Origin of the sequence: Corallococcus sp. AB049A, from assembly GCF_003668885.1 — a bacterium.
Classification (GTDB): Bacteria; Myxococcota; Myxococcia; order Myxococcales; family Myxococcaceae; genus Corallococcus; species Corallococcus interemptor.
Map to the genome: position 1 here is coordinate 1 of NZ_RAWL01000095.1, position 23,583 is coordinate 23,583.

The 23,583-nt window shown below is 69.6% G+C and carries 22 protein-coding genes; 8 read left to right on the forward strand and 14 right to left on the reverse strand.

The window, feature by feature from the left end; genetic code table 11:
- Positions 1–398, forward strand: a 398-nt coding sequence (locus tag D7X55_RS43330) for a hypothetical protein (RefSeq protein ID WP_158626366.1), incomplete at its 5' end; no start/stop codon positions are given.
- On the opposite strand, the gene D7X55_RS13110 is transcribed toward D7X55_RS43330, so the two are convergent.
- The 3 genes from D7X55_RS13110 to D7X55_RS13120 form a co-directional block, all read right to left on the reverse strand.
- Entirely contained in the window at positions 399–827 is a 429-nt protein-coding gene (locus D7X55_RS13110; RefSeq protein WP_147468207.1) for a hypothetical protein, read from the reverse strand. It abuts the gene before it with no gap.
- Between the two features lie 67 nt (positions 828–894).
- Entirely contained in the window at positions 895–2,055 is a 1,161-nt protein-coding gene (locus D7X55_RS13115) for an FAD-dependent monooxygenase (RefSeq protein ID WP_120551527.1), read from the reverse strand.
- A gap of 30 nt (positions 2,056–2,085) precedes the next feature.
- Positions 2,086–2,934: an MBL fold metallo-hydrolase gene (locus tag D7X55_RS13120; RefSeq protein WP_121723241.1), complete on the reverse strand. Its 849-nt coding sequence runs from the start codon at positions 2,932–2,934 to the stop codon at positions 2,086–2,088.
- Between the two features lie 245 nt (positions 2,935–3,179).
- On the opposite strand from D7X55_RS13120, the gene D7X55_RS13125 reads away from it, so the two are divergent.
- Entirely contained in the window at positions 3,180–3,773 is a 594-nt protein-coding gene (locus tag D7X55_RS13125; protein WP_233609830.1) for a hypothetical protein, read from the forward strand.
- Positions 3,774–3,799: 26 nt separating this feature from the next.
- Complete coding sequence (locus D7X55_RS13130) at positions 3,800–4,669, forward strand: type VI immunity family protein (RefSeq protein WP_233609831.1); 870 nt, start codon at positions 3,800–3,802, stop codon at positions 4,667–4,669.
- Positions 4,670–4,691: 22 nt separating this feature from the next.
- Here D7X55_RS13130 and D7X55_RS13135 read toward each other — a convergent pair whose 3' ends face one another.
- The gene (locus D7X55_RS13135; RefSeq protein ID WP_120551530.1) at positions 4,692–5,759 is read right to left on the reverse strand and encodes an NADH:flavin oxidoreductase/NADH oxidase; all 1,068 of its coding nucleotides are present in this window, start codon (positions 5,757–5,759) and stop codon (positions 4,692–4,694) included.
- The gene (gene def, locus D7X55_RS13140) at positions 5,756–6,382 is read right to left on the reverse strand and encodes a peptide deformylase (protein WP_121723243.1); all 627 of its coding nucleotides are present in this window, start codon (positions 6,380–6,382) and stop codon (positions 5,756–5,758) included. Before def ends, D7X55_RS13135 begins: the two co-directional genes overlap by 4 nt.
- A gap of 138 nt (positions 6,383–6,520) precedes the next feature.
- Here def and D7X55_RS13145 point away from each other — a divergent pair, with 138 nt between their 5' ends.
- Positions 6,521–7,018, forward strand: a complete 498-nt coding sequence (locus D7X55_RS13145) for a hypothetical protein (RefSeq protein ID WP_120551532.1) — start codon at positions 6,521–6,523, stop codon at positions 7,016–7,018.
- A gap of 2 nt (positions 7,019–7,020) precedes the next feature.
- On the opposite strand, the gene D7X55_RS13150 is transcribed toward D7X55_RS13145, so the two are convergent.
- Positions 7,021–8,172, reverse strand: coding sequence for a fatty acid desaturase (locus D7X55_RS13150; protein ID WP_120551533.1), 1,152 nt, complete (start codon positions 8,170–8,172; stop codon positions 7,021–7,023).
- A gap of 94 nt (positions 8,173–8,266) precedes the next feature.
- Complete coding sequence (locus D7X55_RS13155) at positions 8,267–8,746, reverse strand: MaoC family dehydratase (RefSeq protein WP_120551534.1); 480 nt, start codon at positions 8,744–8,746, stop codon at positions 8,267–8,269.
- A gap of 249 nt (positions 8,747–8,995) precedes the next feature.
- Here D7X55_RS13155 and D7X55_RS13160 point away from each other — a divergent pair, with 249 nt between their 5' ends.
- Positions 8,996–10,327 carry a BamA/TamA family outer membrane protein gene (locus tag D7X55_RS13160; protein ID WP_233609832.1) on the forward strand — a complete coding sequence of 444 codons (1,332 nt, stop codon included), beginning with the start codon at positions 8,996–8,998 and terminating at the stop codon, positions 10,325–10,327.
- A gap of 9 nt (positions 10,328–10,336) precedes the next feature.
- Here the strand turns inward: D7X55_RS13160 and D7X55_RS13165 are convergent, their stop codons facing one another.
- The 5 genes from D7X55_RS13165 to menA form a co-directional block, all read right to left on the reverse strand.
- A complete protein-coding gene (locus D7X55_RS13165) occupies positions 10,337–11,299 on the reverse strand; it encodes a DUF5995 family protein (protein ID WP_120551535.1) in 963 nt (320 codons plus the stop codon).
- A gap of 158 nt (positions 11,300–11,457) precedes the next feature.
- Positions 11,458–12,711, reverse strand: a complete 1,254-nt coding sequence (locus D7X55_RS13170) for a cytochrome c (RefSeq protein WP_120551536.1) — start codon at positions 12,709–12,711, stop codon at positions 11,458–11,460.
- A gap of 99 nt (positions 12,712–12,810) precedes the next feature.
- On the reverse strand, positions 12,811–13,950 hold the full coding sequence (locus D7X55_RS13175; RefSeq protein ID WP_121723244.1) for a hypothetical protein: 1,140 nt from the start codon (positions 13,948–13,950) through the stop codon (positions 12,811–12,813).
- Positions 13,951–13,965: 15 nt separating this feature from the next.
- Complete coding sequence (locus D7X55_RS13180) at positions 13,966–15,876, reverse strand: hypothetical protein (RefSeq protein WP_120551538.1); 1,911 nt, start codon at positions 15,874–15,876, stop codon at positions 13,966–13,968.
- A 195-nt stretch (positions 15,877–16,071) separates the two neighbouring features.
- Positions 16,072–16,959, reverse strand: a complete 888-nt coding sequence (gene menA / locus D7X55_RS13185; protein WP_158616284.1) for a 1,4-dihydroxy-2-naphthoate octaprenyltransferase — start codon at positions 16,957–16,959, stop codon at positions 16,072–16,074.
- Between the two features lie 297 nt (positions 16,960–17,256).
- On the opposite strand from menA, the gene D7X55_RS45335 reads away from it, so the two are divergent.
- A complete protein-coding gene (locus D7X55_RS45335; protein ID WP_255425006.1) occupies positions 17,257–17,388 on the forward strand; it encodes a hypothetical protein in 132 nt (43 codons plus the stop codon).
- A 181-nt stretch (positions 17,389–17,569) separates the two neighbouring features.
- Positions 17,570–20,017 carry a transglycosylase SLT domain-containing protein gene (locus D7X55_RS13195; protein ID WP_121723245.1) on the forward strand — a complete coding sequence of 816 codons (2,448 nt, stop codon included), beginning with the start codon at positions 17,570–17,572 and terminating at the stop codon, positions 20,015–20,017.
- Positions 20,018–20,065: 48 nt separating this feature from the next.
- Here D7X55_RS13195 and D7X55_RS13200 read toward each other — a convergent pair whose 3' ends face one another.
- Positions 20,066–20,878, reverse strand: a complete 813-nt coding sequence (locus D7X55_RS13200; RefSeq protein WP_199746952.1) for a hypothetical protein — start codon at positions 20,876–20,878, stop codon at positions 20,066–20,068.
- 276 nt (positions 20,879–21,154) lie between these two features.
- On the opposite strand from D7X55_RS13200, the gene D7X55_RS13205 reads away from it, so the two are divergent.
- A complete protein-coding gene (locus tag D7X55_RS13205) occupies positions 21,155–22,576 on the forward strand; it encodes a M28 family metallopeptidase (protein ID WP_121723246.1) in 1,422 nt (473 codons plus the stop codon).
- Between the two features lie 49 nt (positions 22,577–22,625).
- On the opposite strand, the gene D7X55_RS13210 is transcribed toward D7X55_RS13205, so the two are convergent.
- Entirely contained in the window at positions 22,626–23,510 is an 885-nt protein-coding gene (locus D7X55_RS13210) for a fatty acid desaturase (RefSeq protein WP_120551542.1), read from the reverse strand.
- Between the last annotated feature and the right edge of the window lie 73 nt (positions 23,511–23,583).

The window sequence follows — 23,583 nt, forward strand, 5'->3', positions numbered from 1 at the left end:
ATCCGGTGGTGGGCCTGCCCGTGGCCTACGCGGCGCTGGAGAAGCAGCTGAAGCCAGGCACGAACGTGGACTGGTTCCAGGTGCTCCTGCTGGGGGCACGGCGGGCGCCGGAGCTGGCGGAGGCCATCGACAGAGGTGACCTGGAAGCGCTGCGGCTGTGCATGAAGGTCTGCGAATCCTCCGCGGGCCTGGATGAACCCCTGGTGCGCTCCGGCAAGCCGGGGCTCCTGTATTGCGGCGCGATGGACCCGTATCACGGCTCCATGAAGGCCGTGGCCCAGAGGGCCGGCGCGGCGTTCGCGACCATCGAACACGCCGACCACGGAGGAGCGTGGGCGAAGGCATCCAAGGTGCTTCCCCACGTCCTGCCGTTTCTCGCGTCCGTGACGCGGTCCTGATCAGTTCGAGGACTGGATGGCGATCACCCGGACGTCGGCGTCCTTGCCGTTGAGCCAGGCTTCGCCCCGGCCGAACATCACGCCGTCGGCGTTGACGAAGAGGTCCTCGTAGCGCTGCCGGGTGATGACGTTTGCGATGGCCGGTGTGACGATGACGTCGTAGTGCCGCACGAACGCCGCGGCGTCGGGCAGCTTCACCTGCCTGCCGCCCACGGTCGCGGCGAAGGGATACGCCACCAGCGCGCCCACGGCCTTCGCGTCGTGCGCGGCCACGGCCTTCTGGAACGCGGCGAAGGCCGCTTCGTACTTCGCGGGCTCGCCGAGGATGTCCTGGATGCGGGTGTTGACCGGCGCGTTCTCATCAACATGCGGGCGATCATTCGCGCGCACGAGGACAAGGGCGGCAGGCCGCGTGGGTTTCGTCTGCATGAGCTCCCCCCGCCAGGACAGACTGCGTGCTCCTGGCAAAGACAGACTCTACAAAGCCGGATTTGTCTCAGCGCATTCCCTGGACCAGCGTCCATAGCTGACGTCTCGCGGCTGACTGCGGGACACGCCGGAATAGTGCATCGCGGACAAAGCGTGCGACTCCGGTCTCCCATTGGGCCACACGTCCCACCTGATGTGAGCGCACGACCAGCGCGTTGGCACGTTTCACCCGGCGGGATTCGTATGCGCGCAGTGCGTCCTCCACGCTGCCAGGCGCCGCGAGACATTCTCCCAGCACCACGCCGTCCTCGATGGCCTGACAGCCGCCCTGCCCCAGGTTCGGGGTCATGGGATGCGCGGCGTCCCCCAGCAGCGTCACCCGTCCCCGGCTCCAATGCGGCACCGGCGGGCGGTCGTGGATGTCCGTGCGCAGGACGCGCTCGGGCGGCGTCGCGGCGAGCAACTGCGTGATGGGGGCGTGCCATCCGGCGAAGCGCTCCTGGAGGATGGCGAGCGTCTGTCCCGGCGCATCCTCCGCGCCCGCGGGCGCATTCAGCGTGGCGTACCAGTACACCTCGCCATGGCCGATGGGCACGATGCCGAAGCGGGCACCGGGCCCCCACGTCTCCGTGAAGTGGCCCGGTTGAACCAGGTCAGCGCCCACGCAGACACCGCGCCAGCTCGTGTAACCGGAGTAGCGCGTGGGCTGCGCGCCCAGGAGGCCGCTTCGCACGGCGGAGCGCAGGCCATCCGCGCCCACCAGGACGTCGCCGGTGACGGTCTCTCCCGTGGACAGCGTCACCGTGACGCGGGCGCCGTCATCCTGGAAGCCCGTCACGCTGACGCCCAGCCGCACGGCCTCCTCAGGGCCCGCGTGAGCGCGCAGCACGGCCTGGAGGCGCGCGCGGTGCACGGACACCATCGGGATTCCCAGCTCGTCCTGGAGCGAGCCCACGTCGACGGCGGTGATGCGGGCTCCCTTCGAGTCGAGGATGAGGGTCTGCTCGGCGCGGTGCCCCTCCGCGACCACCGCGTCACACAGGCCGATGCGGCGCAGGGCGACGGCCGCGTTCATCTGCACGATGAGGCCCGCGCCCACGGGCCGCAGGGCTTCGGCGCGCTCGAACACGGTGGCTCGAATGCCCGCGCGCTGGAGGGCACAGGCCAGGGTCAGGCCCCCGATGCCTGCTCCAGCGATGAGGACGTGGCGGGTGGATGCGGACGACATGGCGGCCTCCGGACCTGCCGGCGCCACGGGTCAACCGAACCAGCGGCCGGCGTCTGGAGCAAAGACTCGCACGCGTTCGAGCAGCGACGCCGGCAGACGGGCCTGGAGCGTCGCGTGGACCTGCGCGGGGCTGTAAGCCTGACTGAAGTGCATCAGGACCAGGGCCTCGTTCTGGAAGCGGTCCGCCATGGAGGCGATCTCCTCCAGGTGGATGTGGGCGCGCTCCTGCGCGTCGCGCACGGTGCGCTCCGCGTCAATGAACGTGCACTCGAGGATGAGCACGCGGCTGTCGAACAGGGACGGCTGGCGCTCCAGCACGTTGGAGAGGGTGTCCGTGCAGTAGGCCAGCTCCAGGCGTTCGACTTCATCGAACAGGGGCTCGCCCGCCTGACGGCGGCGCCCGATTTCGGCGGGAGGCAGCTCGCGGAACTCGGGCTTGAGCTTCGTGACGCGGCGGAGGAACTGGTAGCCCAGCGACGGCACGGGATGGTGCGTGCGGAACGCGCGGACCCACAGGTCCTGCTGCACCTTCACGGTGTCACCCGGGCGCAGCGGGACGGTGCGGACATCGGACTTCATCCGGTGCAACCGGCCCAGGGCCGCGAGCGCCTCCTGCACGGGCGCTTCAATCTCCGCCGGCAGGTAGATGAACGGCGCCCCCTTCCCCACGAGCGCGCGGATGCCCAGCAGCGAGCCCAGCGCGCTCGCATGGTCCGCGTGGCCGTGGCTGAGGAAGATGCGGTCGGTGGTGGCGAAGGAGCGGATGGGGATGCCCGCGTCGAGCAGCACCCCCAATTCCGGCACCAGGAGCGACGTGTACACGCCGCCCACGGACACACCGCGCACGGTATAGGGTCCCGCCTGCACCTCGGTCAGCATGAGGGAAAGCTTATGCGGACTTCGGAAGGAAGGCGCCCGTGCGGTTGAGTCGAGGATGGGTGTGGCTTCCCGCGTTCACGGTGCTCTTGCAGGCATGCGGAGGCGCGCGCAGGCCGAGCCAGTACGAGTTCGACAGCGCGACGGCCGGCTGCAGGACAAATCCCGCCTCCTGTGCCCAGGCCGCAGGAGAGGAGGCGGTGCTTCCCAGGGCCGTGCGGACTTTCGCGACGGCGGGAAGCTCCGTCGTGGCGGCCGTGAAGATCCTGGATGCCGCGCTGAAGCAGCAGGTGACAGAAGCGCTGGAGGAGTGCGCGGACAAGGCACGAGCAGAGGTCATTCTCGCGAACTTCGGGACCCGGAGCCCGACGCCCCGGGAGTGCGACGAACAGGTCCGCGGCGCCCAGGGCAGGACCATTACCCGCGCCATGAAGCTCGGGAATGAGATGCACCGTGTCGCCTTGCAGTGCGCGGAGGAGAAGCTGAACCAGCTCCGCCCGAGGGGCTTCAGTCTGGAGCCCACGTATCTCTATAACCTGGACAGTGCGAAGACGACTTGGTTGTCACCCGCCGAAGTGGCTCGCATCCGGCAGCGTGGCAGCCTGGGAGAACTGAAAGGGTCTCTCCTTCCCGATGTGGTGCTTCACACGGGGGACCCGGCGCAGGTTCAGGCCGTTTATGACTTCAAGTTCCCGTGTGCCGACGTTACACGTCCAGCCGAATGGAGGGACTACCCTTCAGGACACTCCTATTCCGGCAGCAACCAAGGCGCCATGTATCGCAAGGCATTCAAAGTGGACAGGCCGGTCATGATCCAGCCATGGCTCGGAGCAGGTTTCTGACAATGACATCCCCAAGATTGCAGATCATGCGTAGAAACAGAGCCGTCACTCAGGTGAACGTGAGCATTTGCTTCTATCTCCCCAAGCCCACGGCAGATGTCGCACAAGCCATCTCCCTGTCTCTTCAACGCTTCGTCGATGCTATCGGCATCCATGCACTCAACTATTACTTTGGGGAGGACGGCGAGCCTCGGGAGCTGGACGATGCCGCGTGGGCAACCATTCGAACGAAGCTTCATCACCCAGTCGCGCCCTCCGTCATTCTCTTCACGGATGCGCCCTACCCCGAGAAGATTGAGTTCGAGTACCGGGGCAAGGACATCCATGCAGCCATCCACCGTCGCGATCCAGGGCCTGTGTGCGCGGTCCGATTCATCGTGCCCCTGTCCTGGATGAACACCCACGGGCCCGACGGCGTCCGGAAGCTGGCTTTGGCCCTGGCGGCCCCGCTGCCCTTCAGCTCCGGGCACGCGGGCCTGGCCGTCACCGGCTTCCTCGGGGTGGGCTCTGTCACGTCAGAGGTGGTGCCCCAATTGGTCCAGCACCCCGGTGTCGACCTCATGGAGCTGGATCTGGTCTCCTGCGAGATCGGCACCCGCCTACGCGTCCCGCACTGGATGACGTTCATCGGCGAGCCTTCGCTGAGCGCCATGAGCGGCGTGGACTTCCTGCGCTCCCAGCTCCACGCGCCAGGCACCACCGTGGAAGCGCTCGACGCATCCCGTGCCGTCGTCACGCTGGGCCCCGAACCGCTCGCTGGCGGTCCGGACCAGCCGCTTCCGGCCTACCGGGAGCTGGCCCGCGTCCTGGAGCCCTGGGCCTTCCACGCCACCTGGAACCCCGCGGACTTCCCCAAGGAAGACTTCTTGCCGTGGGACCGCCGGTTCCTCGACTGAACCGGCAGCCCCTCCCCGCGCTTCAGTTCTTCGCGCGCTCGTACTGGTGCGGCCACAGCACGTCCGAGCGCAGCTCCTTCGCGGCGCGCAGCGGCCAGTACGGATCCCTCAACAGCTCGCGCGCCAGGAAGACGACGTCCGCCTGCCCCGTGGCCAGGATGTGCTCGGCCTGGTACGCGGAGCGGATCATCCCCACCGCGCCTGTCAGCAGGCCCGCCTCCTTGCGCACCTGCTCCGCCAGCTGCGTCTGGTAGCCCGGCCCCACCGGGATCTTCGCGTACGGCACCACGCCGCCGGACGAACAATCCAGCAGGTCCACGCCCTCCTTCGCCACCAGCTTCGCCAGCGCCACGGAGTCCTCCGGCGTCCAGCCTCCCTCCACCCAGTCCGTCGCGGAGATGCGCATGAAGAGCGGCAGCGACTCCGGCCACTTCGCCCGCACCGCGCGCGTCACCTCCAGCGCGAAGCGCGTCCGGTTCTCGAACGTGCCGCCGTACCGGTCCGTCCGCTTGTTCGACAGCGGCGACAGGAACTCGTGCAGCAGGTAGCCGTGCGCCGCGTGCAGCTCGATGACCTGGAACCCCGCCGCCTTCGCCCGCACCGCCGCGTCCGCGAACGCCTTCACGATGCGCTGGATGCCCGCCTCGTCCAGCGCGGCGGGGACCGGGTAGCCCTCGTCAAAGGCCTCCGTCGTGGGCCCCAGCACCTGCCAGCCGCCGTGCTCCGGATCCACGCGCTTGCCCGCGTCCCAGGGCCGGGGCGTGGAGGCCTTGCGCCCCGCGTGCGCCAGCTGCACGCCCGACGCGGCGCCGTTCTGGTGCATGAAGCGGTTGATGCGCGCCAGCTGCTCCACGTGCGCGTCCTTCCACAGCCCCAGGTCCTGCGGCGAGATGCGGCCCTCCGGCTCCACCGCCGTGGCCTCCGTCACCACCAGCCCCGCGCCCCCCACCGCGCGGCTGCCCAGGTGCACCACGTGCCACTCGTTCGCGAAGCCGTCGTCGCTCGAGTACTGGCACATGGGCGAGACCACCACGCGGTTGCGCAGGGTGATGTCGCGCAGCTTCAAGGGGGAGAACAGCTTGCTGCTCATGTCGGGTCCTTTCGGGGAAGCGAGGGGGTCTGCTCCGGCAGCACCAGCGCCGTGCGCACCTGGGCCGTGCTTTTGCCCAGCCAGTGCCGGCGGTGGTTCTCCTGCGTCGTGAGGCTGCGCGTCTCCATGCGGTCCACGTAGAGCGTGCCGTCCAGGTGATCCAGCTCGTGCTGGAGGATGCGCGCGTACCAGCCGCGCGCGGACACCGTCACCGGCTGCCCGTTCTCATCCAGCGCCTCCACGCGCACGCCGCGCGCCCGGGCCACCAGCGCCGCCAGGCCGTTCACGCTCAGGCAGCCCTCGTGGAACTCCATGGGCGTGGGGTCCTCCACCACCAGCTTCGGGTTGATGAGGACGTGGAAGGCCACCGGCGCCCGCTCGCGCAGCGCCAGGTCCGCGGGCGACGCGCCGGCCTGGTACTCGGCGCGGTCTTCAATCACCACCAGCCGCAGGCCCACGCCCACCTGGGGCGCCGCGAGCCCCACGCCGGGCGCGTCCCGCATCGTGTCGCGCATCCACTGGATGAGCCGCCGCGTGTCCTCGCTACGGATTTCTTCCGGGGTGAGCTCCCGCGCGCGCTGGCGCAGCACCGGCTCCCCCGCCTGGACGATCTTGAGCACCATGGTGGCCCCACCGTAACAACCGCTCTCCCGCCGCGCCGCATCGCCGTGGGACCGGCATGGGCCCGGCCGGCCGGTTCCCCACGGAGAGGGCAGCCCCTGGCGTGGAGGGGTGCCACTGACGGTAGGCTGTGTCGCAACATGGCTCGCCGCAAGAAGGCCGACGAAACCACCGCGCGCGTGCGCAACCTGCTCGCCCTCGACGCCGCGGGCATCATGCGCCGCCTGGCCGCACGCCGGGACGAGATGTTCCTCCTCTTCTCCCGCCTGCGCAGCCGCGGCCCGCTGGTGGAGACGGTGGCCTCGCGCTACGCGGACGGCGCCTTCGCCCAGCTCATCCACCTGACCGAGCAGGAGCAGGCCGTGGTGGACCACTTCTACGGACGCCTGGACGAGCTGCGCTGGTACTTCACGTACACGGAGGACATGCCCGGCACCGCGCAGCAGACCTTCAGCGCGCTGCACCGCCGCCTGGAGGAGAGCTACCGCCTGTTCGTGGAGACCCTGGGCCTGCCCGTCCAACCCGACGGCGTGCGCGTGGTGAACGCGGAGGCCGTGCGCCAAGAGGACACGGGCTCGGAGGCCACGCCCGTGGCGCTCGCCCCGCTGCCCCGCCGGGGCCGCGCGCCGCCGGCCTGAGCCTAGGCCGCGGAGGCCTCGGCGCGAGCGTCCGCGGCGGACATCCCGGGCGCCGCTGCCTTCACCAGCCGCTTCATGGACGCCTTGCCCACGACGACGTCCACCATCTTCCGCGCCCGCGTCCAGACGCTCTCCTGCACGTAGGGGATGCCGTACTTCTCGCAGAGGGCGCGCACGTGCGGCTGCGCCTCGCGGTACTTCAGCATCGGCAGGTCCGGCCAGAGGTGGTGCTCAATCTGGTAGTTCAGCCACAGGTGGGCGTAGTCGTTGAGGTCGCCGCCCGTGCGGTAGTTCGCGCTGCCCACCACCTGCTGCACCATGCGCTCCGCCTTGTTCGCGGGCGCGGAGTCGAAGCGGTACAGGTCCTCGCCGGTGTGGTTGGGCCCCACGACGAAGAAGGTGTGCAGGTTGGTGACGACGTCCGCCAGCACGGAGTTGCAGAACACGCTGAACGCCGCCCACGGTGACACCAGCAGGAACGCCGCGGGGTAGAGCCCGAAGAAGACGGTCGCGTACGGCAGGTAGCAGCGCGTGAAGAGCTCCCACAGCTCCGCGCGCGTCAGCGCCCCACCCTCGCGCCGGCCCTTGCGGCGCAGCGAGCCCAGCGTCTCCGGCGCGTAGTAGCTCGCGCGCCAGGTGACGGCCAGCAGCGCCAGCTGCACGTAGCGCAGGGACAGCGGCCGGCCGTTGTCGCGCAGCGAGCCCTCCGCGTTGCGCTCCAGCAGGTCCGGATCCGCGTCCTCGCCGGTGTGCGAGTGGTGCAGCACGTTGTGCTCGAAGACCCACGCCTCCGGCAGCATCCAGTCCAGCCAGTCCACGAACCGGCGCTTCCCCTTCGCGAAGCCCTTGCTGGTGCGCGACGCGGGCATGCCCGGCACGCGGTCATACCCGCGGTGCCCCACGTGGTGCATGAGCAGCCAGCGCGTGGAGCGGCCCAGGCCCAGCGCCACCGCGGAGAGCGGGTTGGGGGCAATCCACGCCGTGGCCACGCCCAGCACCGACGCGGCCTTGCCCCAGCGCTCCATCTTGCGCAGGTGCGCCGCGTCCGCCTCGCCCAGGTTGGCGTCCAGCCGGGCGCGCAGCTCCTTCAGCTCCCGGTAGAAGCCCTCCACGTCCACGGAAGCCAGGTCGAAGTCGGGGGTGGCGCGGGACATGCGAAGGGACTCCTCGGGAGCAGGACGGGGACAACGGCCAATGAGGGCCGCACCGTAGCCTCCACCCGCCCTGACGCAAAGCGTCCCGTCCCGCTCACCCGCCCGCCGGGCGGCGGGGCAGCACCAGCTTCGCGACGAGCACCTGCACCACTTCGCCCTTCTGGTTCTTCGTCTCGCTGCGCACGGTGGCCATGCCCCGGTCCGGCCGCGTGCGCGAGGGCGTCACCTCCAGCACTTCGCTCTCCACGTGCAGTACGTCCCCCGGGCGCGTGGGCCTGGGCCAGCGGAGGTCCCCGCCCGCGCCCACGATGCCGCCCTTGAAGGGCAGGCCACTCTGGACGTTGAGCTTCATGGTGAGGGCCGCCGTGTGCCAGCCGCTGGCCGCCAGTCCCTCGAACAGCGTGTCCTTCGCCGCGGCGTCGTCCAGGTGGAAGCCCTGCGGATCAAACTCGCGCGCGAAGGCGACGATCTGCGCCGCATCCAGCGTGTGCGTGCCGCTGATGAACTTCTGCCCCACCGACAGGTCGTCCAGGAACAACGCCTGCCGCCCACCCCCCTCTTGCGTCGAAGCCATGCCCGCGTCCCTCCGGAATGGATGCATATCCAGATGATGAGCATAATGCATCCGCGCGGGGCGGTTCTACCGTTGGGTGGCGCAGGCCGCTGGACGCCGAACGTTGAACATCACGCGCCCGCGCCGTCCGACCGCTGCCGGAACGACCAGGACCCGGGGTCCGTGGAGTATGAGCAGTGCGTGCCTCTCTCCTGCTTCCGCCGTCACCTGTCCGTCCTCGCCATGGCCCTGACGGGCCTGTGGGCCCCCATGGCCCATGCCGGCGAGGACACGCCCGTGTCGCCCGCCCTCCCACGCTCCCAGGTGGCGGAGGTGACGGTGGAGGGCGCGAACAAGACGCGGTCCTCCACCGTGCGCGCGTTCGGTCAGGTGGACGTGGGCGACGAGGTGGACCTCGACGAACTGGAGAAGGTGGAGCGGCGGCTGTTGGCCACGGGCCTCTTCCAGGAGGCCCGTGTGAGCACGGAGGCCCTGCCCGACGGACGCGTGCGGGTGGTGCTGCGGGTGAAGGACAAGGCGTCGTGGGTGGTGGCCCCCACGGTGGCGCTGTCCTCCGCGAACACCGGCGGCGGGCTGCTCTACGCGGAGAACAACCTGGGCGGCCGCGCGAAGAAGTTCGCCGTCGCGGCGCAGGTGAGCACCGGCGAGAGCGGCCTGTACGTGGGCTTCCTGGATCCGGTCCTCTTCGGCCTGCCGCAGCTCAAGTTCAGCCTGGAGGGCCAGCTCAAGAGCGACCGCGTGGACGAGTACAGCATGGACGCCAGCGAGGACGACCCGGAGGTCCTCCGGCGCACGCGCTTCAACTCCGCGACCCTCAGCAGTGAGCTGGGCTTCATCCTCTTCGAGCGCGTGCGCGCGGCGGCGAAGTACCGCGTGGGCAGCATCGACGCGAAGTCACCGGACCCGGAGAAGCCGGTGACGACTCCACCGTTCGGCCTCGGCCCCGCCATGCGGGACGCGTCGCTGCGCCTCATGGTGGGCCTGGACTCGCGCCAGACGCTGCACGCGGTGACGGAGGGGCTCAACCTGGAGGCCTCCTACGAGGTGTCCAGTCCGGGCGTGTGGAGCGAGTTCGACTACCGCAAGTTCGGCCTCCTCTACCGCCACGGCATCCGCTTCTTCGAGGAGAACAACCTGGTGCTGCGTGGAGAGCTGGTGCTGGGCCGGGACCTGCCCTTCCACCAGGAGCTGGTGATGGGCGGCAACACGCTGCGCGGCTTCCAGTACCGGCAGTTCCGCGGCGACAGCCGGCTCACCTTCACGGCCGAGTACCACTTCCCCCTCTTCAAGGTGAAGTCGCTGGCCTTCCGGGGCGTGGCCTTCTCCGACACGGGCGCCATCGCGTGGTGGGACGTGGCCGAGGACAGGCTCCTGCGCGACGCCAACGGACGCGTCATCCGCAACTATCTGCCGGAGACCGTGACGGGCCAGAACCCCGTCACCGTGGCCCAGGGCGTGGGCGGAGGCCTGCGGCTGTATCTCAACAACGTCGTGCTGCCCCTCCTGGGCGTGGACGTCGCCTACGCCGTCAACTCCGGCCAGGTGCGCTTCTACCTCGTGGCCGGAGTCACGCCCTCCTGAGGCGGTCCGCTACCCCGCGCGGGCAGCGCTCGCGTCCGCTTCCGGCGCAGGATCCGGAGGCAGCACCACGCCGGGCCACGCCTCCGGCGGCAGGTCCAGGCGGAACGGCGGCGACTCACCGCGCACCGTCCACCACAGCGCCTTGTCCGCGCACAGCGCCTGGGCGATGCGGCCGGACGTCGTGCGGACGCGCTCCACGACGGCCTGGTGCTCCTCCGGCGTCTGCGCCTCCAGCATCGCGACGACGTTGTCCCAGACGCGCTGCCGCCAGACGATGAGCATCTGCATCACCGCCCGCTCCACCACCGGACGGCTGAAGGGCACGCGCAAGAGCAGCCGCGTGGACGTGCAGTTGTAGCGCTCCGCGAGCAGGTCCACGCACTCCGGGATGCACGAGCGGAGGATCTCGTTCACGTGGAAGTAGTCGTGCCGGTAGCGCGCCATGCGGCGCGGATCCACCGCCGGAGACTGGTGCGCGATGTTGTCGTAGACGACCATTCCCAGGTCGTGGTTGATGTGGGCGCTCACGCCCAGCAGCGCGTCCTGATAGGGCTGCGTGAGGCGCTGGGCGGGGTAATGCGTCGCGAAGCGCCACGCCGCGGTGGGCAGCGGCAGGTTCTTCAGCGAGTCGCGCACCGCGATGAGCGCCTCCTCCGCGAAGCGGCCTGTCAGGTGCGAAAGCCACTCGGGCTCGAGAAAGCCGCCCGCGTCCTCCCGGCTCAGCAGGTGGACGACCTTGCGCGTGACGATGGCGTAGATGTCCAGGAAGATGGCGCGCGAGTCGTTGCGCGCGTTCAGCCGGGCGAGGATCTTCTCCAGACCCTCCAGCGCCTCCTCCGCGTTCACGGGGTTCCAGAGCACGTCATCCAGGCGGATGGGACCCTGTGCGTCCGGGTCCTTCGTCTCGTGGAGGTGGAGGGGAGTGGGACGCTGCGACCGGTGAGCCGAGGGGGAGGCCGGTGAGACATTCATGGAATGACGCTCCGCGGGTGGGGGAACGACTTCGCATGAAAGCTTATATCAACCGGTACTTCCGGTGACACCCGCCCACCCGGGAACGGCTGCCTGGTTTCAACAGACCCCCGCGTGTTGACACTCACGCGGGGGCCTTTGTCACACTGGCGTCAAACTCAGGGCGCGGTGCCTTCGCTCACGCTACCGCCCGTCTTGCCCAGGACGTACCTGGCGAGCGCCAGGGCGTTGTTCTCGTCGACGAGGGACTCGTAGGTGGGCATCTGCGTGCCCGGCTTGAAGGACTCCGGGTTGCGGATCCACTTGGCCACTTCCTCCGGGGCCTTGCCCTTGGCGCCCTGGAGCTTGGCCTCGAAGGCCTTGCCGGGGGCGTGGCAGGTGGCGCAGCCCAGGGAGCTGAACATCTTCTCCGGGTCCGCGGAGGGCTCCGCCTTGGGACGGCCACCGGTGGGCGGCGGCACGACCTTGTCGTTGGGCTTCATGGAGCGCAGGAAGGTGTAGAGGGCCGAAAGCTCCACGTCGTCCGCGTAGCGGTACTTGGGCATGGGCGGGCGCAGGATGTAGCCGCCCGGCGTCACGCCGGTGACCATGGCGTGCTTGAACTCATCCAGCGTCCACTTGCCGATGCCGGCCGTCTCGCTGACGGTGATGTTGGGGGACAGCAGCTTGCCCTCGCCGCCCAGCGGCGCCAGGTCGAACTCGAAGCCGCCGCTGAGCACCGTGTCCGGGTGCTGCAGCTTCACGGCGCTGCCGTCGAAGCCCGGCGAGTGGCAGAAGACGCAGTCGTAGACGCTGCCGGCCAGGTAGCGGCCGTACTCCACGGAGTCCGCCGCCTTCGCGGGCACGGGCACCGCTTCCGTGCGGCCCTTGTCGTTGATGCCCATGGCGAACGCGAACACCATCCGGCCCGGGGGCGACAGCTCGGAGCGCGGCGGCTGGAACTTCTCCGGCGCGAAGTCCGGGTGGCCGGAGCGCATGAAGCCGATGACCGCCGCGATGTCCTTGTCACCCATGTTGGGGAACGCGGGCATGGGGCGGAAGTGGTGGTTCTTGTCGATGCCGTTGATCACCATCCGGGCGATCTCCTGGTCCGTCCAGGCGCCCACGCCCTTCTCCGGGTCGGAGGTGATGTTGGCGGAGTAGAACGTGCCCAGGTCCGGCGGGAAGTCGTGCATCCGGTTGCCCACGGGCTTGGTGTTGCCACCGCCCGCGTGACACTCGGCGCACACCGCGCGGAACACCTGCTCACCGCGGGCAATGCCCTCCGGCGAGCTGTCGCGCGTGATGTTGGGTAGCGCCACGTAATCGTAGGTCTTGTTGATCTTGTGGGTGGCCACGCCCATGGCGGTGCCCGCGCCAATCAGGACCAGGGCGACCAACGCACCAATGGCGATCAGGATCTTCTTCATCATGGGGAACGCTTCTCCGGATGAATGGGGACGGCACACGACGCTCCGTCCGCCCCACGGGAAGGGGTGAACGGAGCGCCAGCGTTGGGACGGGTGAGGCGGCTACTGCCCGGGCACGCAGGTGCTGGGCGGGGGAATCTGGGGCGTCGTGGAGGGCGTCTTGCCGGCCATCTGGAGGCCCGCGAACGTGACGGCGCCCGGGGCCACGGGAAGATCCAGCGGCTGGTTGAACACCCAGGGGCGGTCCTCCGGGATGCTCGTGACGGTGTCCTTCACGTCGTAGTGGACCACCGTTGGCGGTCCCGGCGGCGACGGCGGGTGGACGACGGCGACGATGCCCAGGGAGCTGTTGGGCGCGGGCGGCCCCGGCGGGATGAAGAAGCCGCGCGTGGACTGGAGCGGCGCCAGCGCCGGCGGCAGCGCGCCCGGGGGCGCCCACTCGATGTTCAGCACGCGGACCCCGGTGGCTCCCGGCCCACTGGGCACCACGGTGGTATTCGCCGCCGGCACACGGAAGACGGGGAAGCCCGGCCGGTACAGCCAGAACACCGTCACGCCGCCGAAGCGCTCCGGCTTGAGCAGGTCCGCCACCGTGGTCGCCGTACCCTCCGCGGTCAGCGTCTTGGCGACTGCCTCCAGGATGCCCTTGTCACTCATCTGCAGGGCCTCCAGGCCCACGCAGGCGCTGTGCGCGGGCACCACCGGCCGCACCGTCAGCGTGGGCACGTAGTTGCCCTCCGGCACGGGAGGCAACGGCGGCAGCGGCGGCTGTGCAGGGGCATTATTGGCCAGGGTGCCGCTCGGCGCCCCTGGCACCGCCGACGACAGCACGAAGAACGGGGCGCCCCGGCGCGTGGGCACCTTGTCCAGGGTCCAGATGCCTTTGGCGTCCGACGAAGCGACCACGCCGCTCGGCGCGAGCACCTGACCCGTGGCGCTGTCCAGCAGGGTGATGGGCACGTTCTGCACCACCGCGCGCTGCAAGAGCGGGCTGAACTCCGCGTACAGCGGCGGCAGCGGGCACTGCGCGGGCGGCGGCGCGCAGGCCGCCAGGTTGAAGAAGTAGGCCTCCGGGTCCACGGTGAAGCCCGTCAACCGGGAGGTGAGGCCCTCCGGCTCGCGGTTCTCGTAGACGGGGCGCGGCGTGAAGGTGGACGCCGCGGGGTTGGAGGAGGAGTCCTGGCAGCCGGCGTTCAGCAGGGCCGCGCCGAGGAGCGTTCCGACGAAGAGAGCTCTGTGCATGGCGGGTTGCTTCCCCTACTTCGCGGGGAGGATGTGGCTGGCGGGGAGCTGATCGCCGCCGTGGCAGGTCTGCGCGCAGTTGCCGAACTTGCTGGGCGTGCCGCGCTGGTTGAAGGCGATCTGGAAGAACTCATCCCCGTGCTGGGAGATGTGGCACGAGCCGCACAGCGCCAGGCTGGGCCGCTCCGTGCTCTTGCGCGTCAGGTGACACACGGTGCAGTCCGCGCGGTTCGCCGGGTAGCTGGGCGAGTTCATGTGGATGCGGTGCACCATCTCCTGCGTGCGGCCCACCGTGTCCGTGTCGTAGTGGTGGCAGACCTTGCAGCTCTCGATGTGGTCCACCGACAGGCCGTGGCGCAGGTTGTCCAGCGACAGCACGCCGCGGTGGCAGATCTGGCAGTTGCCCACGTTGCCCGGGTACGTCGTCGGCTCGTCCTGGCCCACCTGGAAGAAGAACGGGTTCAGCTTCGCGACGCGCTCGCCCATGGACGCGCGGTTGAACTTCACCAGCGCCACGTAGGTGCCCGGCTTCGCGTTCGCGGGCAGCGTGAACGTCTGGCGCGTGGGCCACTTGTAGTCAATGAGGCCCGGCGTCAGCCCCGTGAGCGTGGCGTCATCCAGCGTCGCGAACGGGAACGGCTTGGCGAAGAACTGCGGCTTGTCGCTGGGGTTGCCCAGGACCTGGAGGTCCTGCAGCGGGCCCGCGATGGCCACGTTGGAGATGGAGTCGTTCTCCGTGACCGTGGCGATGACGTTGGGGATGAAGGTGATCAGGCCGTTGGACTGGCCGCCGATGATCTCCCGCGCGCTGGGCAACAGGTCGCGCGAGTGCAGGTGGGCGCCCGCGCTGTCGCGCAGGTCCACGTAGACGCTCACGTCCTCGCCGGGCTTGTAGAAGCTGCCCTCCTTCGGAGGAGCGAACACCAGCCGCGAGTCCAGGCCCGGGTTGCACTGCACCGGGTTGCCGGCGTCATCCGTGCAGCTGGACGGACGCTCATCCGGGATGACGTAGGTGACCGGGAAGTAGAACGGCTTGTCCGGCAGCTGGCTCCAGGTGGCCCGGAGCGCGCCGGGGCCGGACAGGCGCGGGACGCGCAGCACCTTGAAGGGGTTGGTGCTGCCCACCATGTCCACGCGCGCGATGGTGCGGGTGATGGGGCTCTGATCCAGACCGCCCGCGAAGCCCGTCACGGTGCCCGGGTCCTTGTCCCCGGGGAAGCGCGGCGGCTTGAGGTTCTCCGACCGCCAGGAGAAGCGGCTGTGGCCGGCGTAGGGCGAGGAGGCCAGCAGCTCCGAGCGCTGGTACGTCTGGCTCGCGCGCGGGGTGCCCGTCTCGTCCAGCACCTCCACGGTGATGGTGTCGTCCTTCACCTTCTGCCAGTTCGCGTTGCCGAACTGCACCTCGCGGGTCCAGCAGTCCTCCACGGCGCCGGCGAGGCTGTAGAAGCTCCACTCGTCCGGCCCCTGGTTGACGTTGGTCCAGTCCAGCCCCGCGAAGACGGACTGGTTCTTGATCCACGCCAGCGCGGCGGTCTGGTCGTTGGGGTTGTTGTGCTGGTTGACCACGGTCTCCGACACGGAGAACTGGTTCAGGAAGTACTGCGTGTCGGACAGGATCTGCATCGTCCCCTGGGGGGGCGACAGCGTCAGCGGGTTCTGCGCGAGCGGCGTGATGCACACGTCCGGGTACGGGACGTTCACGCCGTTCTTCGCGACCATCTGCCCGTTGGGAAGAAACGCGCAGCCGTTGATGTACTGGAGGCTGAGGCGGACCGCGCCGGAGTTGAGCCCCTGGTACGGGTCAAACCGCTTGGCGCCGCGGCCCGTGGTGGAGCCCTCGTCGTCGGTGACCTTGAGGAGGTTGCAGGACAGCAGGGGCACCAGCAGGGCGCACCATGCGCTCTTCAGCAGGATTGAGCGGTTCATGGAAGACGAGGCCGGAAGCAATCAGGGGGAGGAAAGGGAGCAGGTGTCCTCACGCGCGGGCCCACGCGACCCACCCTTCCCGACGCCGCCAGCGCTCCGCCTCGCGGAGTCGGTAAGGCCCGGTAAGGGTTGGGAGGAGAACACCTCATCGCTCCGAACTGACCACATTATGAGAGTCCGCGCAATTCGTGGACTTCAGTTCACGGTGAGCCCCGCTGACAGCAGGAGCGCGAAGACGAGCCCCAGGGCGGCGGTCTTCCCCAGGTGCGGGTTGAGCGCGCCGCCGTCCTCGCGCCAGATGGCGCGGATCTGCATCACCGCCAGTGGCAGCGCCACCAGCGGGAAGAGCCAGGCCCGGGGGTGTTCCGGCGTCAGGGCCCAGGCCAGCACCGGCAGCACGAACGCGCCCCCCACCGCCACCGTGTACTCCCACCGCCCGAAGCGCTGGCCGAAGCGCACCACCAGCGTGCGCTTGCCGGCGGCGACGTCCGTCTTGCGGTCGCGCAGGTTGTTCACCGCGAGGATGCCCGCGGAGAACAGCCCCATGGCCAGCCCCGCCAGCAGCACGGCCGGCGTGACGTGGTGGGTGAGCACGACGTAGCTGCCGCTCACGCCCAGGAGCCCGAAGATGATCAGCACCAGCACGTCCCCCAGGCCCAGGTAGCCCAGGGGCATGGGGCCCGCCGAGTAGAAGACCGCGCCCGCCAGGCAGAAGGCGCCTCCCGCGAACACGGTCCAGCCCTCCGCCTGGGTCAACAGCAGCAGCGCCAGCGACGAACCGGTGAACGACAGCGCCGCGGCCGTCGCCACCTCGCGCGCGGTGAGCCACCCCTTCTGCGTGACGCGCGCGGGGCCCAGGCGGGCGTCGGTGTCCGCGCCCCGCTCGAAGTCCGCGTAGTCGTTCACCAGGTTGCTGACGATCTGCATGAGCACGAAGCCCACCAGGAACGTGAGCGCCGGAGCGAGCCGCCACTGTCCCTCCGCGTTGGCGAAGGCCCAGCCCAGCACGGTGGGCGCGATGGAGGCCGTCAACGTCTTGGGCCGCAGCGCGAGCCACCAGACGCGGAACAGCGGGGGTTTCACTTCAAGTGCGACACTCGACGATGGGGGGTTCGGAGTGGCCATGGATGTCCGGGCGGGGGAACAGCACGGACACGGTAAAGCTCTAGTTACCGCGAAGACAAGAGGACTGAATGAGTCACATCGAACCCACTGATGTTTCAGCTGTGACCTGATTTCCCCGGCTCATGATGATGCAACATGTCGACAGCGCGCCCCGCCAACGAAAGAGATAAAGACAGACGCCAGTCTTGTTTCATGTGAATTCCAGAACACCTGCTCTCCATCGAGGATGCGCGCTCGCGCTCCAATGGCTCGCAGGTGACGGTGGAGGGCTTCGCCATCCAGGACGACACCGGCGGCCTCTACGTGAAGCTGGAGGAGAAGCTGTCCTTCGGGCTGGGGGCCCGACCGCCACGCCCTGACAGCAGGCAGGCGCCCCTGGGTATGTAGCACCCCAGATACCAGTCAAGCGGCCGCCGGGCCGTTGGCTTTCGTGCAGGACTCCTGATGTGTGCCTGCGTCCGGATGCACGAAAGCCAACGTGCGCCCGGTGAGCGGACAGGCGGGCAGGTTCCAAGCGTACGGGCAGTGCCAATCCATCCGGGTCCCTGGCGGACGAACGAGGGCTGGCATGGACGGACTTCGAGGAACAGCAGCGGTCTTGCTCGCTTGCGCGGGCCTGTGGACCCCGGGAACCGTGTGGGCACAGGCACCCGGCGAGGACGACTCCGACGTGATGTCGGAGGAGAAGCTGGAGGCCCTGCTCGACACGCCCACGGCGCAGCCTTCCCAAGACGAGGTGACGGCGGAGGCCTTCGGGCCGGAGCGCCTGGCGCCCTACTTCGCGGAAGGCCTGCTGGCCCAGGCGAAGGCGGAGTACAACCGGGGCCGGTACAAGTCCGCGCGGGCGCTGCTCGCGACGGAGTCTCCCCCTTCCCTCCCCGGCCGCTTCCTCCAGGCGCAGGCCGCGTTCCTCGCGCGCGACTACACGAGCGCCGCGGCGGAGTTCACCGCGCTCGCGGAGGACTACGGCCCCTTGCGCGACCACTGCCTGATGAAGGCCGCGCAGGCGCATGAGCGGCTGCACAAGCCGCTGCGCGCGGCGGAGCAGTACGGCGCGGTGAGCCCGGGCTCGCCGCTCTATCCGGAGGCCCGCTTCACCATGGCGCGCGTGCTCAAGCGCCAGCTGAAAATCCCCGAGGCGCTGGCCGCGCTCCAGGAGTTCATCGACAGCCGGCAGGCCCGCGGTCCGGACGCGCCGCGGATGAAGGCGCTGCTCGCGTACTGCGACCTGGCGCGAGCGGCCGGCCAGTACAACGCGGAGCACCGCGCGCTGTTGGAGGTCTGGGCCACCGCGCCCCTGTCCAGGGAGGCGGACCGCGCGCGCACCCTCTTGCGCGACCTGCCCCTGCCCATGAAGTGGCGCGTGCGCCGCGCGGAGGCGCTGGTGGAGCTGCACCAGAACGTCGCCGCCATGAACATGCTGGCCCGCTCCGGCCCTCGCACGGAGCTGCCGGATGAGCTGGCCTGCCGCGCGCAGCTCACCCTGGGCCGCGCCCTGCGCAAGGAGCGCCAGCACCGCCGCGCCATCCAGGTGCTGGAGCCGGTGGCGCGCGAGTGCCAGTCCCCGGAGCAGCGGCCGCAGGCGCTCTACCTGCTGGCCTATTCGCAGTCGGTGGTGCAGCCGGAGGCGGCGGTGGAGACCTACGCCACGCTGGCGCGCGACTATCCGGATCACGGCTACGCGGACGACGCGCTCTTCTTCGAGGCCTGGACGCAGCAGCGCCTGAGCCGCGCGGACGAGGCGCTGGAGAACTACGAGGCGCTGGCGAAGCGCTACCCGGCCGGCAACTTCGCCGCCGAGGCCCTCTTCCGCGCCTTCTGGCTGCACCTGCGCAAGGGCGAGACGCAGCCGGGCCTGGCGTCGCTGATGGCGGTGGAGCAGCTGCCGGAGGCCGCGCGCACCGACGACGCCCTGTGGCGCGCGCGCTACTGGCAGGCGCGGGTCCAGGAGAACGGCGGCGCACTGGACGCGGCGCTCGCGCGCTACGAACTCATCGCCACCGAGCGCCCCACGGCCTGGTACGGGCTGCTGTCCCGCACGCGCCTGGCGCAGCACGCGCCGGAGCGGCTGGCGCGGCTGACGGAGGCCGCTGCCCAGCCCATGGCCGCGAAGACGGTGAACACCGCCGCGCCGGCCAGCGACGAGGTCTGGCCCCTGCCCCCGGGTCCGCTCCAGAAGGACGCGCGCTTCGCCGCGGGCGTGGAACTCTTGCGCCTGGGACAGCCGGGCGTGGTGGAGGAGCTGCTGGCGGTGGACACGCGCGGCCTGGCGGAGGCGCCCGCGCGGCTGCTCTACCAGACCATGCGCCGCACCGGCCGGGGCCGGGCCACGCGGCAGGTGGCCCGCGTGACGCTGCGCCAGGAGGCCGCCGGCCCCTTGAGCGCCGCGTCCCGTCCGGTGTGGGAGGCGACGTGGCCGCTCGCGTTCCGGCCGCTCATCCAGGGCTACTCGAAGGCCGCGCGCGTGGACCCCGACCTGCTCCAGGGCCTCATCCGCGAGGAGAGCCGCTTCAACCCGACCGCGCGCTCCTCCACCGGCGCGCTGGGGCTCGCGCAGCTCATGCCCACGACGGCGAAGCAGGTGGCGGACTCGCTCAAGCTGGCGTCCTTCGACGTGTCTTCGCTGCTGCAGCCCGCGCAGAACATCCGGCTGGGCGCGACGTACCTGGGCTCGCTGCTCAAGCACTTCGACGGCAACCCCGCCTACGCGGTGGCCGCCTACAACGCGGGCCCGGCGGCGGTGGAGCGCTGGCGCAAGGCCCTGCCGGACGCGGAGCTGGACGAGTGGGTGGAGCACATCGCCTTCGATGAGACGCGCGACTACGTGAAGCGCGTGCTCAGCAGCTACAGCGCCTACAAGCTGCTGTACGCGAACGAGGTCCCCGCCTCCTTCGCGCCGGCGCGCAAGGCCCCGCTGGAGGCCACGCGCACGCCCAGGGTCAGCCCCGCGGCGGGCGTGGGCGGCAGCGGCCGCAACGTGGCGACGCCCACGTCCACCATCTCCGGAGGACGCTAGACGCACGACGCCGGACGGGACACGAACTCCCGTCCGGCGCGGTCCTGACTACTTCACGCCCGTGGGCAGGGTGATGGACTCCGACCGGATGGTGTACTGGCCGGCGACAGCGTTCGTGTCGATGCCCGTGAAGTGGCGGTACGGGTACGCGCCATCCGCGATGGTCTCGATGAACTCCACCGAGTCACCGGTGATGGACTTGCCGTCGATGTCCACGGTGAAGGTGTTCTTCTCCGACTCCACGCGCCACACGCACGCGCCCACGTTCGTGTCCGCGGAGCCGGTGGACAGCCCGTCGATGTCGAAGTCGTTCAGGAAGTGGTGGTGCATCTCCGCCCAGCGGAGGAAGTCCCGCCAGTTGTGGAAGACGATCATCATCCCGGCCGGCTGGTGGCTGGTGCCCTGGAGCACGCCGCCCCGGTAGATGTTCATCCGGTACGCGGAGCCGCCCGGCGAGCCCGTGAACGTCGGGGCCATGGCGACCGTGTTCGCCTCGCGGCCCGGCGTCACCTTCAGCGTGCTGACGACCTGGTCGCCATCGCGCGCGGCCAGCTGGTAGCCGCCCTTGTCGCCCAGGCTGAAGGCCACGCGCTGCTCCCACTTCACGGCCTGCGTGAAGTTGCTGGAGACGCCGTCCTTCTGGGTCAGCAGCTTGGACACCGCCAGGCCGTCCGCCACCGAGTCGAGCCGCGCCTGGCCCAGCGCGCAGCTGGTGATGCCCTCGAACTTCTTCACGCACTGGGACGCAGCGGACTCCTGCGCGCTCAGCGAGCCGGAGGCCTGACCGTCGTCACCGCCCGCGCAGCCCGTGATGCTCAGCAGCATGGAAGCCAGCAGGAGACCCGTCCTCTTCAGATGCATGCACTACCTCTTGGTGTGGGGTGGACTGCACGCCGCCCCACTGCACCCCGCGCGCCAACACCTGGAGTCCGTCTTTTTTCACTCTTGCCATTCATTGTCTGAGAAGACGGAGTAGCGCCGGATGTCACATGAAACATGTGTTTTTGTAACAAGCCGGGTCTCACACGGAGCGTCAGGCCCTCGCACCTGGGGGCGGATTTTGACGGGGCGCACAACTTCCGCCCGGGTCGGATGGATAATGAGGGGAGCGCGGTTTCATCCCCCCGGACCCCCACCATGGCCTCGAAGATCAACGACAGCTCGCGTCCCCTCACCTCCGTCTCGCGGCTGTCCTCCCAGGACGCCCGGCCCGCGGACGCGAAGTCCCGGAACCGCCCCCTCGCGTTCAAGGACGGCTTCGAGTCCTCCGGCTCGCGCCCCGCGCCCGGCAAGCCGCCGGTGCTGTCGCTGCCCGCGCCGCCTCCCATCCTGTCCCTGCCCGCGCCCACCACCCCGGCGCCGGTGCCGCCCACGGAGCCCACCGAGCCCACCGAGCCCGGCGCGTCGCTCGACTCGGATCCGATGAAGCACCTCGAGTACCTCGCCTCGGACGCGCTGGCGGGGCGTGACAGCCCCTCCGCGGGCCTGGACGCGGCCTCCGCCTACGTGCAGGCGCACGCGGAGAAGTACGGGCTCATCGGGCCCAACTCCAACAACCCGGAGAACCCCTTCCAGCAGAAGTTCAACGTCTACTCCTGGCTGGGCGCGGGCGCCCCGGGCGAGACGGCCGGCGCGGCCCACGCCGGGCACAAGCAGTTCGGCCACACGGCGTTCCAGGAGGGCTTCTACCTGGACGAGAAGATGCCCAAGGAGACGCTGAAGCTGCTCAACCAGCAGTACGAGCAGACGATGAAGGCGTCGGGCCAGTCCGTGGTGCCGGCGCGCTCGGGCAAGCAGCGCGGCGTGGAGGAGCTCAAGCAGGTGGCCACCGCCACGGGCCAGGCGGTGAACACCATGGCCCTGCTGCCCGGCACGGGCCCGCACAAGGACGAGGTCATCGTGGTGATGGCCCACCTGGACCACGAGGGCGTGGACCGCAAGGGCAACGCGTACAACGGCGCGGACGACAACGCGTCCGGCAGCGCGGTGCTGATGGCGGCGGTGCCGGAGCTGGCGGAGGCCGCGAAGAACGGCGAGCTGGACCGCTCCGTGCTGTTCATCTGGACGGGCGCGGAGGAGAAGGGCCTCGTCGGCTCGCAGTACTTCGTGGACCACCCCATCCCCGGCCTGGAGCTCAAGAACATCGCGGGCGTCATCAACACGGACATGGTGGGCCGCTGGGATGATCAGCGCCTGTCCGTGGTGGACACCAACACCAAGGGCCAGCCCAACTACTTCCGCGACGTGGTGGACCAGGCGAACCAGCAGCTGGCGGATCCGTTCGACCGCATCAACCGCGACATCAACGGCTACCGGGACCGGCAGGACGGCGCGTCCTTCGGGCGCAAGGGCGAGGACGTCCTCTTCCTCTTCGAGGGCCTGTCCAACCCCAACGGCGGCGGCGACCTCATCCCCGAGTACCACCGGCAGGATGACGACATCGAGAAGATCATCGAGGACAACGGCGGCAACAAGCCGCGCCGCGTGAAGGACCTGCTCCTCAACGTCATCAACATCGCGGCGAACCGCACGACGGAGACGCCGGAGCCGAAGAAGTAGTGCGCGGCCTCCCGCCGGAAGGAGCACTTCCGGCGGGGACGACGGACCGCTAGGCCGCCAGCTTCTCGCTGCTCCGGGCCACGGGCGCGCCGGAGAGCGCGGCGACCTCGTGCTCGCTCAGCACGAGCTTCTCTTCGGATCCGCTCCAGACGAACGGGATGCCGGGCTGACGGTAGAGGTTCGCGGGGATCTCCTGCGCCAGCTGCGCGTGCAGCTCCGGCAGCTTGGACCAGTGCAGCCCGTGCCGCGTGTGATGCGCGGTGTGGTAGCCCAGGTTGCCCGTCATCAGGTTGTAGCCCTTGTGGAGGATGTTGTACGAGGCCTCCGAGTGGTTGGCCGTCTCCAGCCCCACGTGGTGGAAGTACGTCGCCCAGGTCGTCACGTAGAGCGACGCCATCATGGGCAAGAGGAACACGAAGAGCGCGTTGTAGGGGTTCACCCAGAACAGCGCCGCCAGCAGCACCACCTGGAGCACGGCCATCCCCACGAACGTGCGCAGCGCCTTGGGGTGGTGCTTCTTCCCCACCTGGAACGCGCGCGGGTACGCGGTCAGCGCCGTGCCCAGCGAGTACTCCACCTCGCTCATCGTCGAGCCGTCATCGCGCTTCCAGCGCGACTCGTCCTGCGCCTGGTCCAGGTAGTTCTTGTGGTGGCCCAGCACGTGGTGGAGGAACCACGCCTGCGACGTCACGCCCGTCTGGAACCCGAAGACGATCTCCAGCAGGCGGTTGGGCAGCGTGTGCTTGAAGAAGGACAGGTGCTGGTGGTGGTGGTTCCACGAGCAGATCCATCCCTTGGGGATGATGCCCAGGCCGAACCACAGCACCGGCACCCACCAACTGGTGGCCGTGAGGAACACCGTCACATCGAGCGCGAAGACGCCAAGGAACATCAGGACCGGGATGCGGTCTTCAGGGTGCCGGAACAGGGTCATGGGCTTCCGAGACAAGTGGGCCGGGGCAAAAATGCCGCTTTTCCAACTGTAGGCTGCATTCCCCACCCCGAAC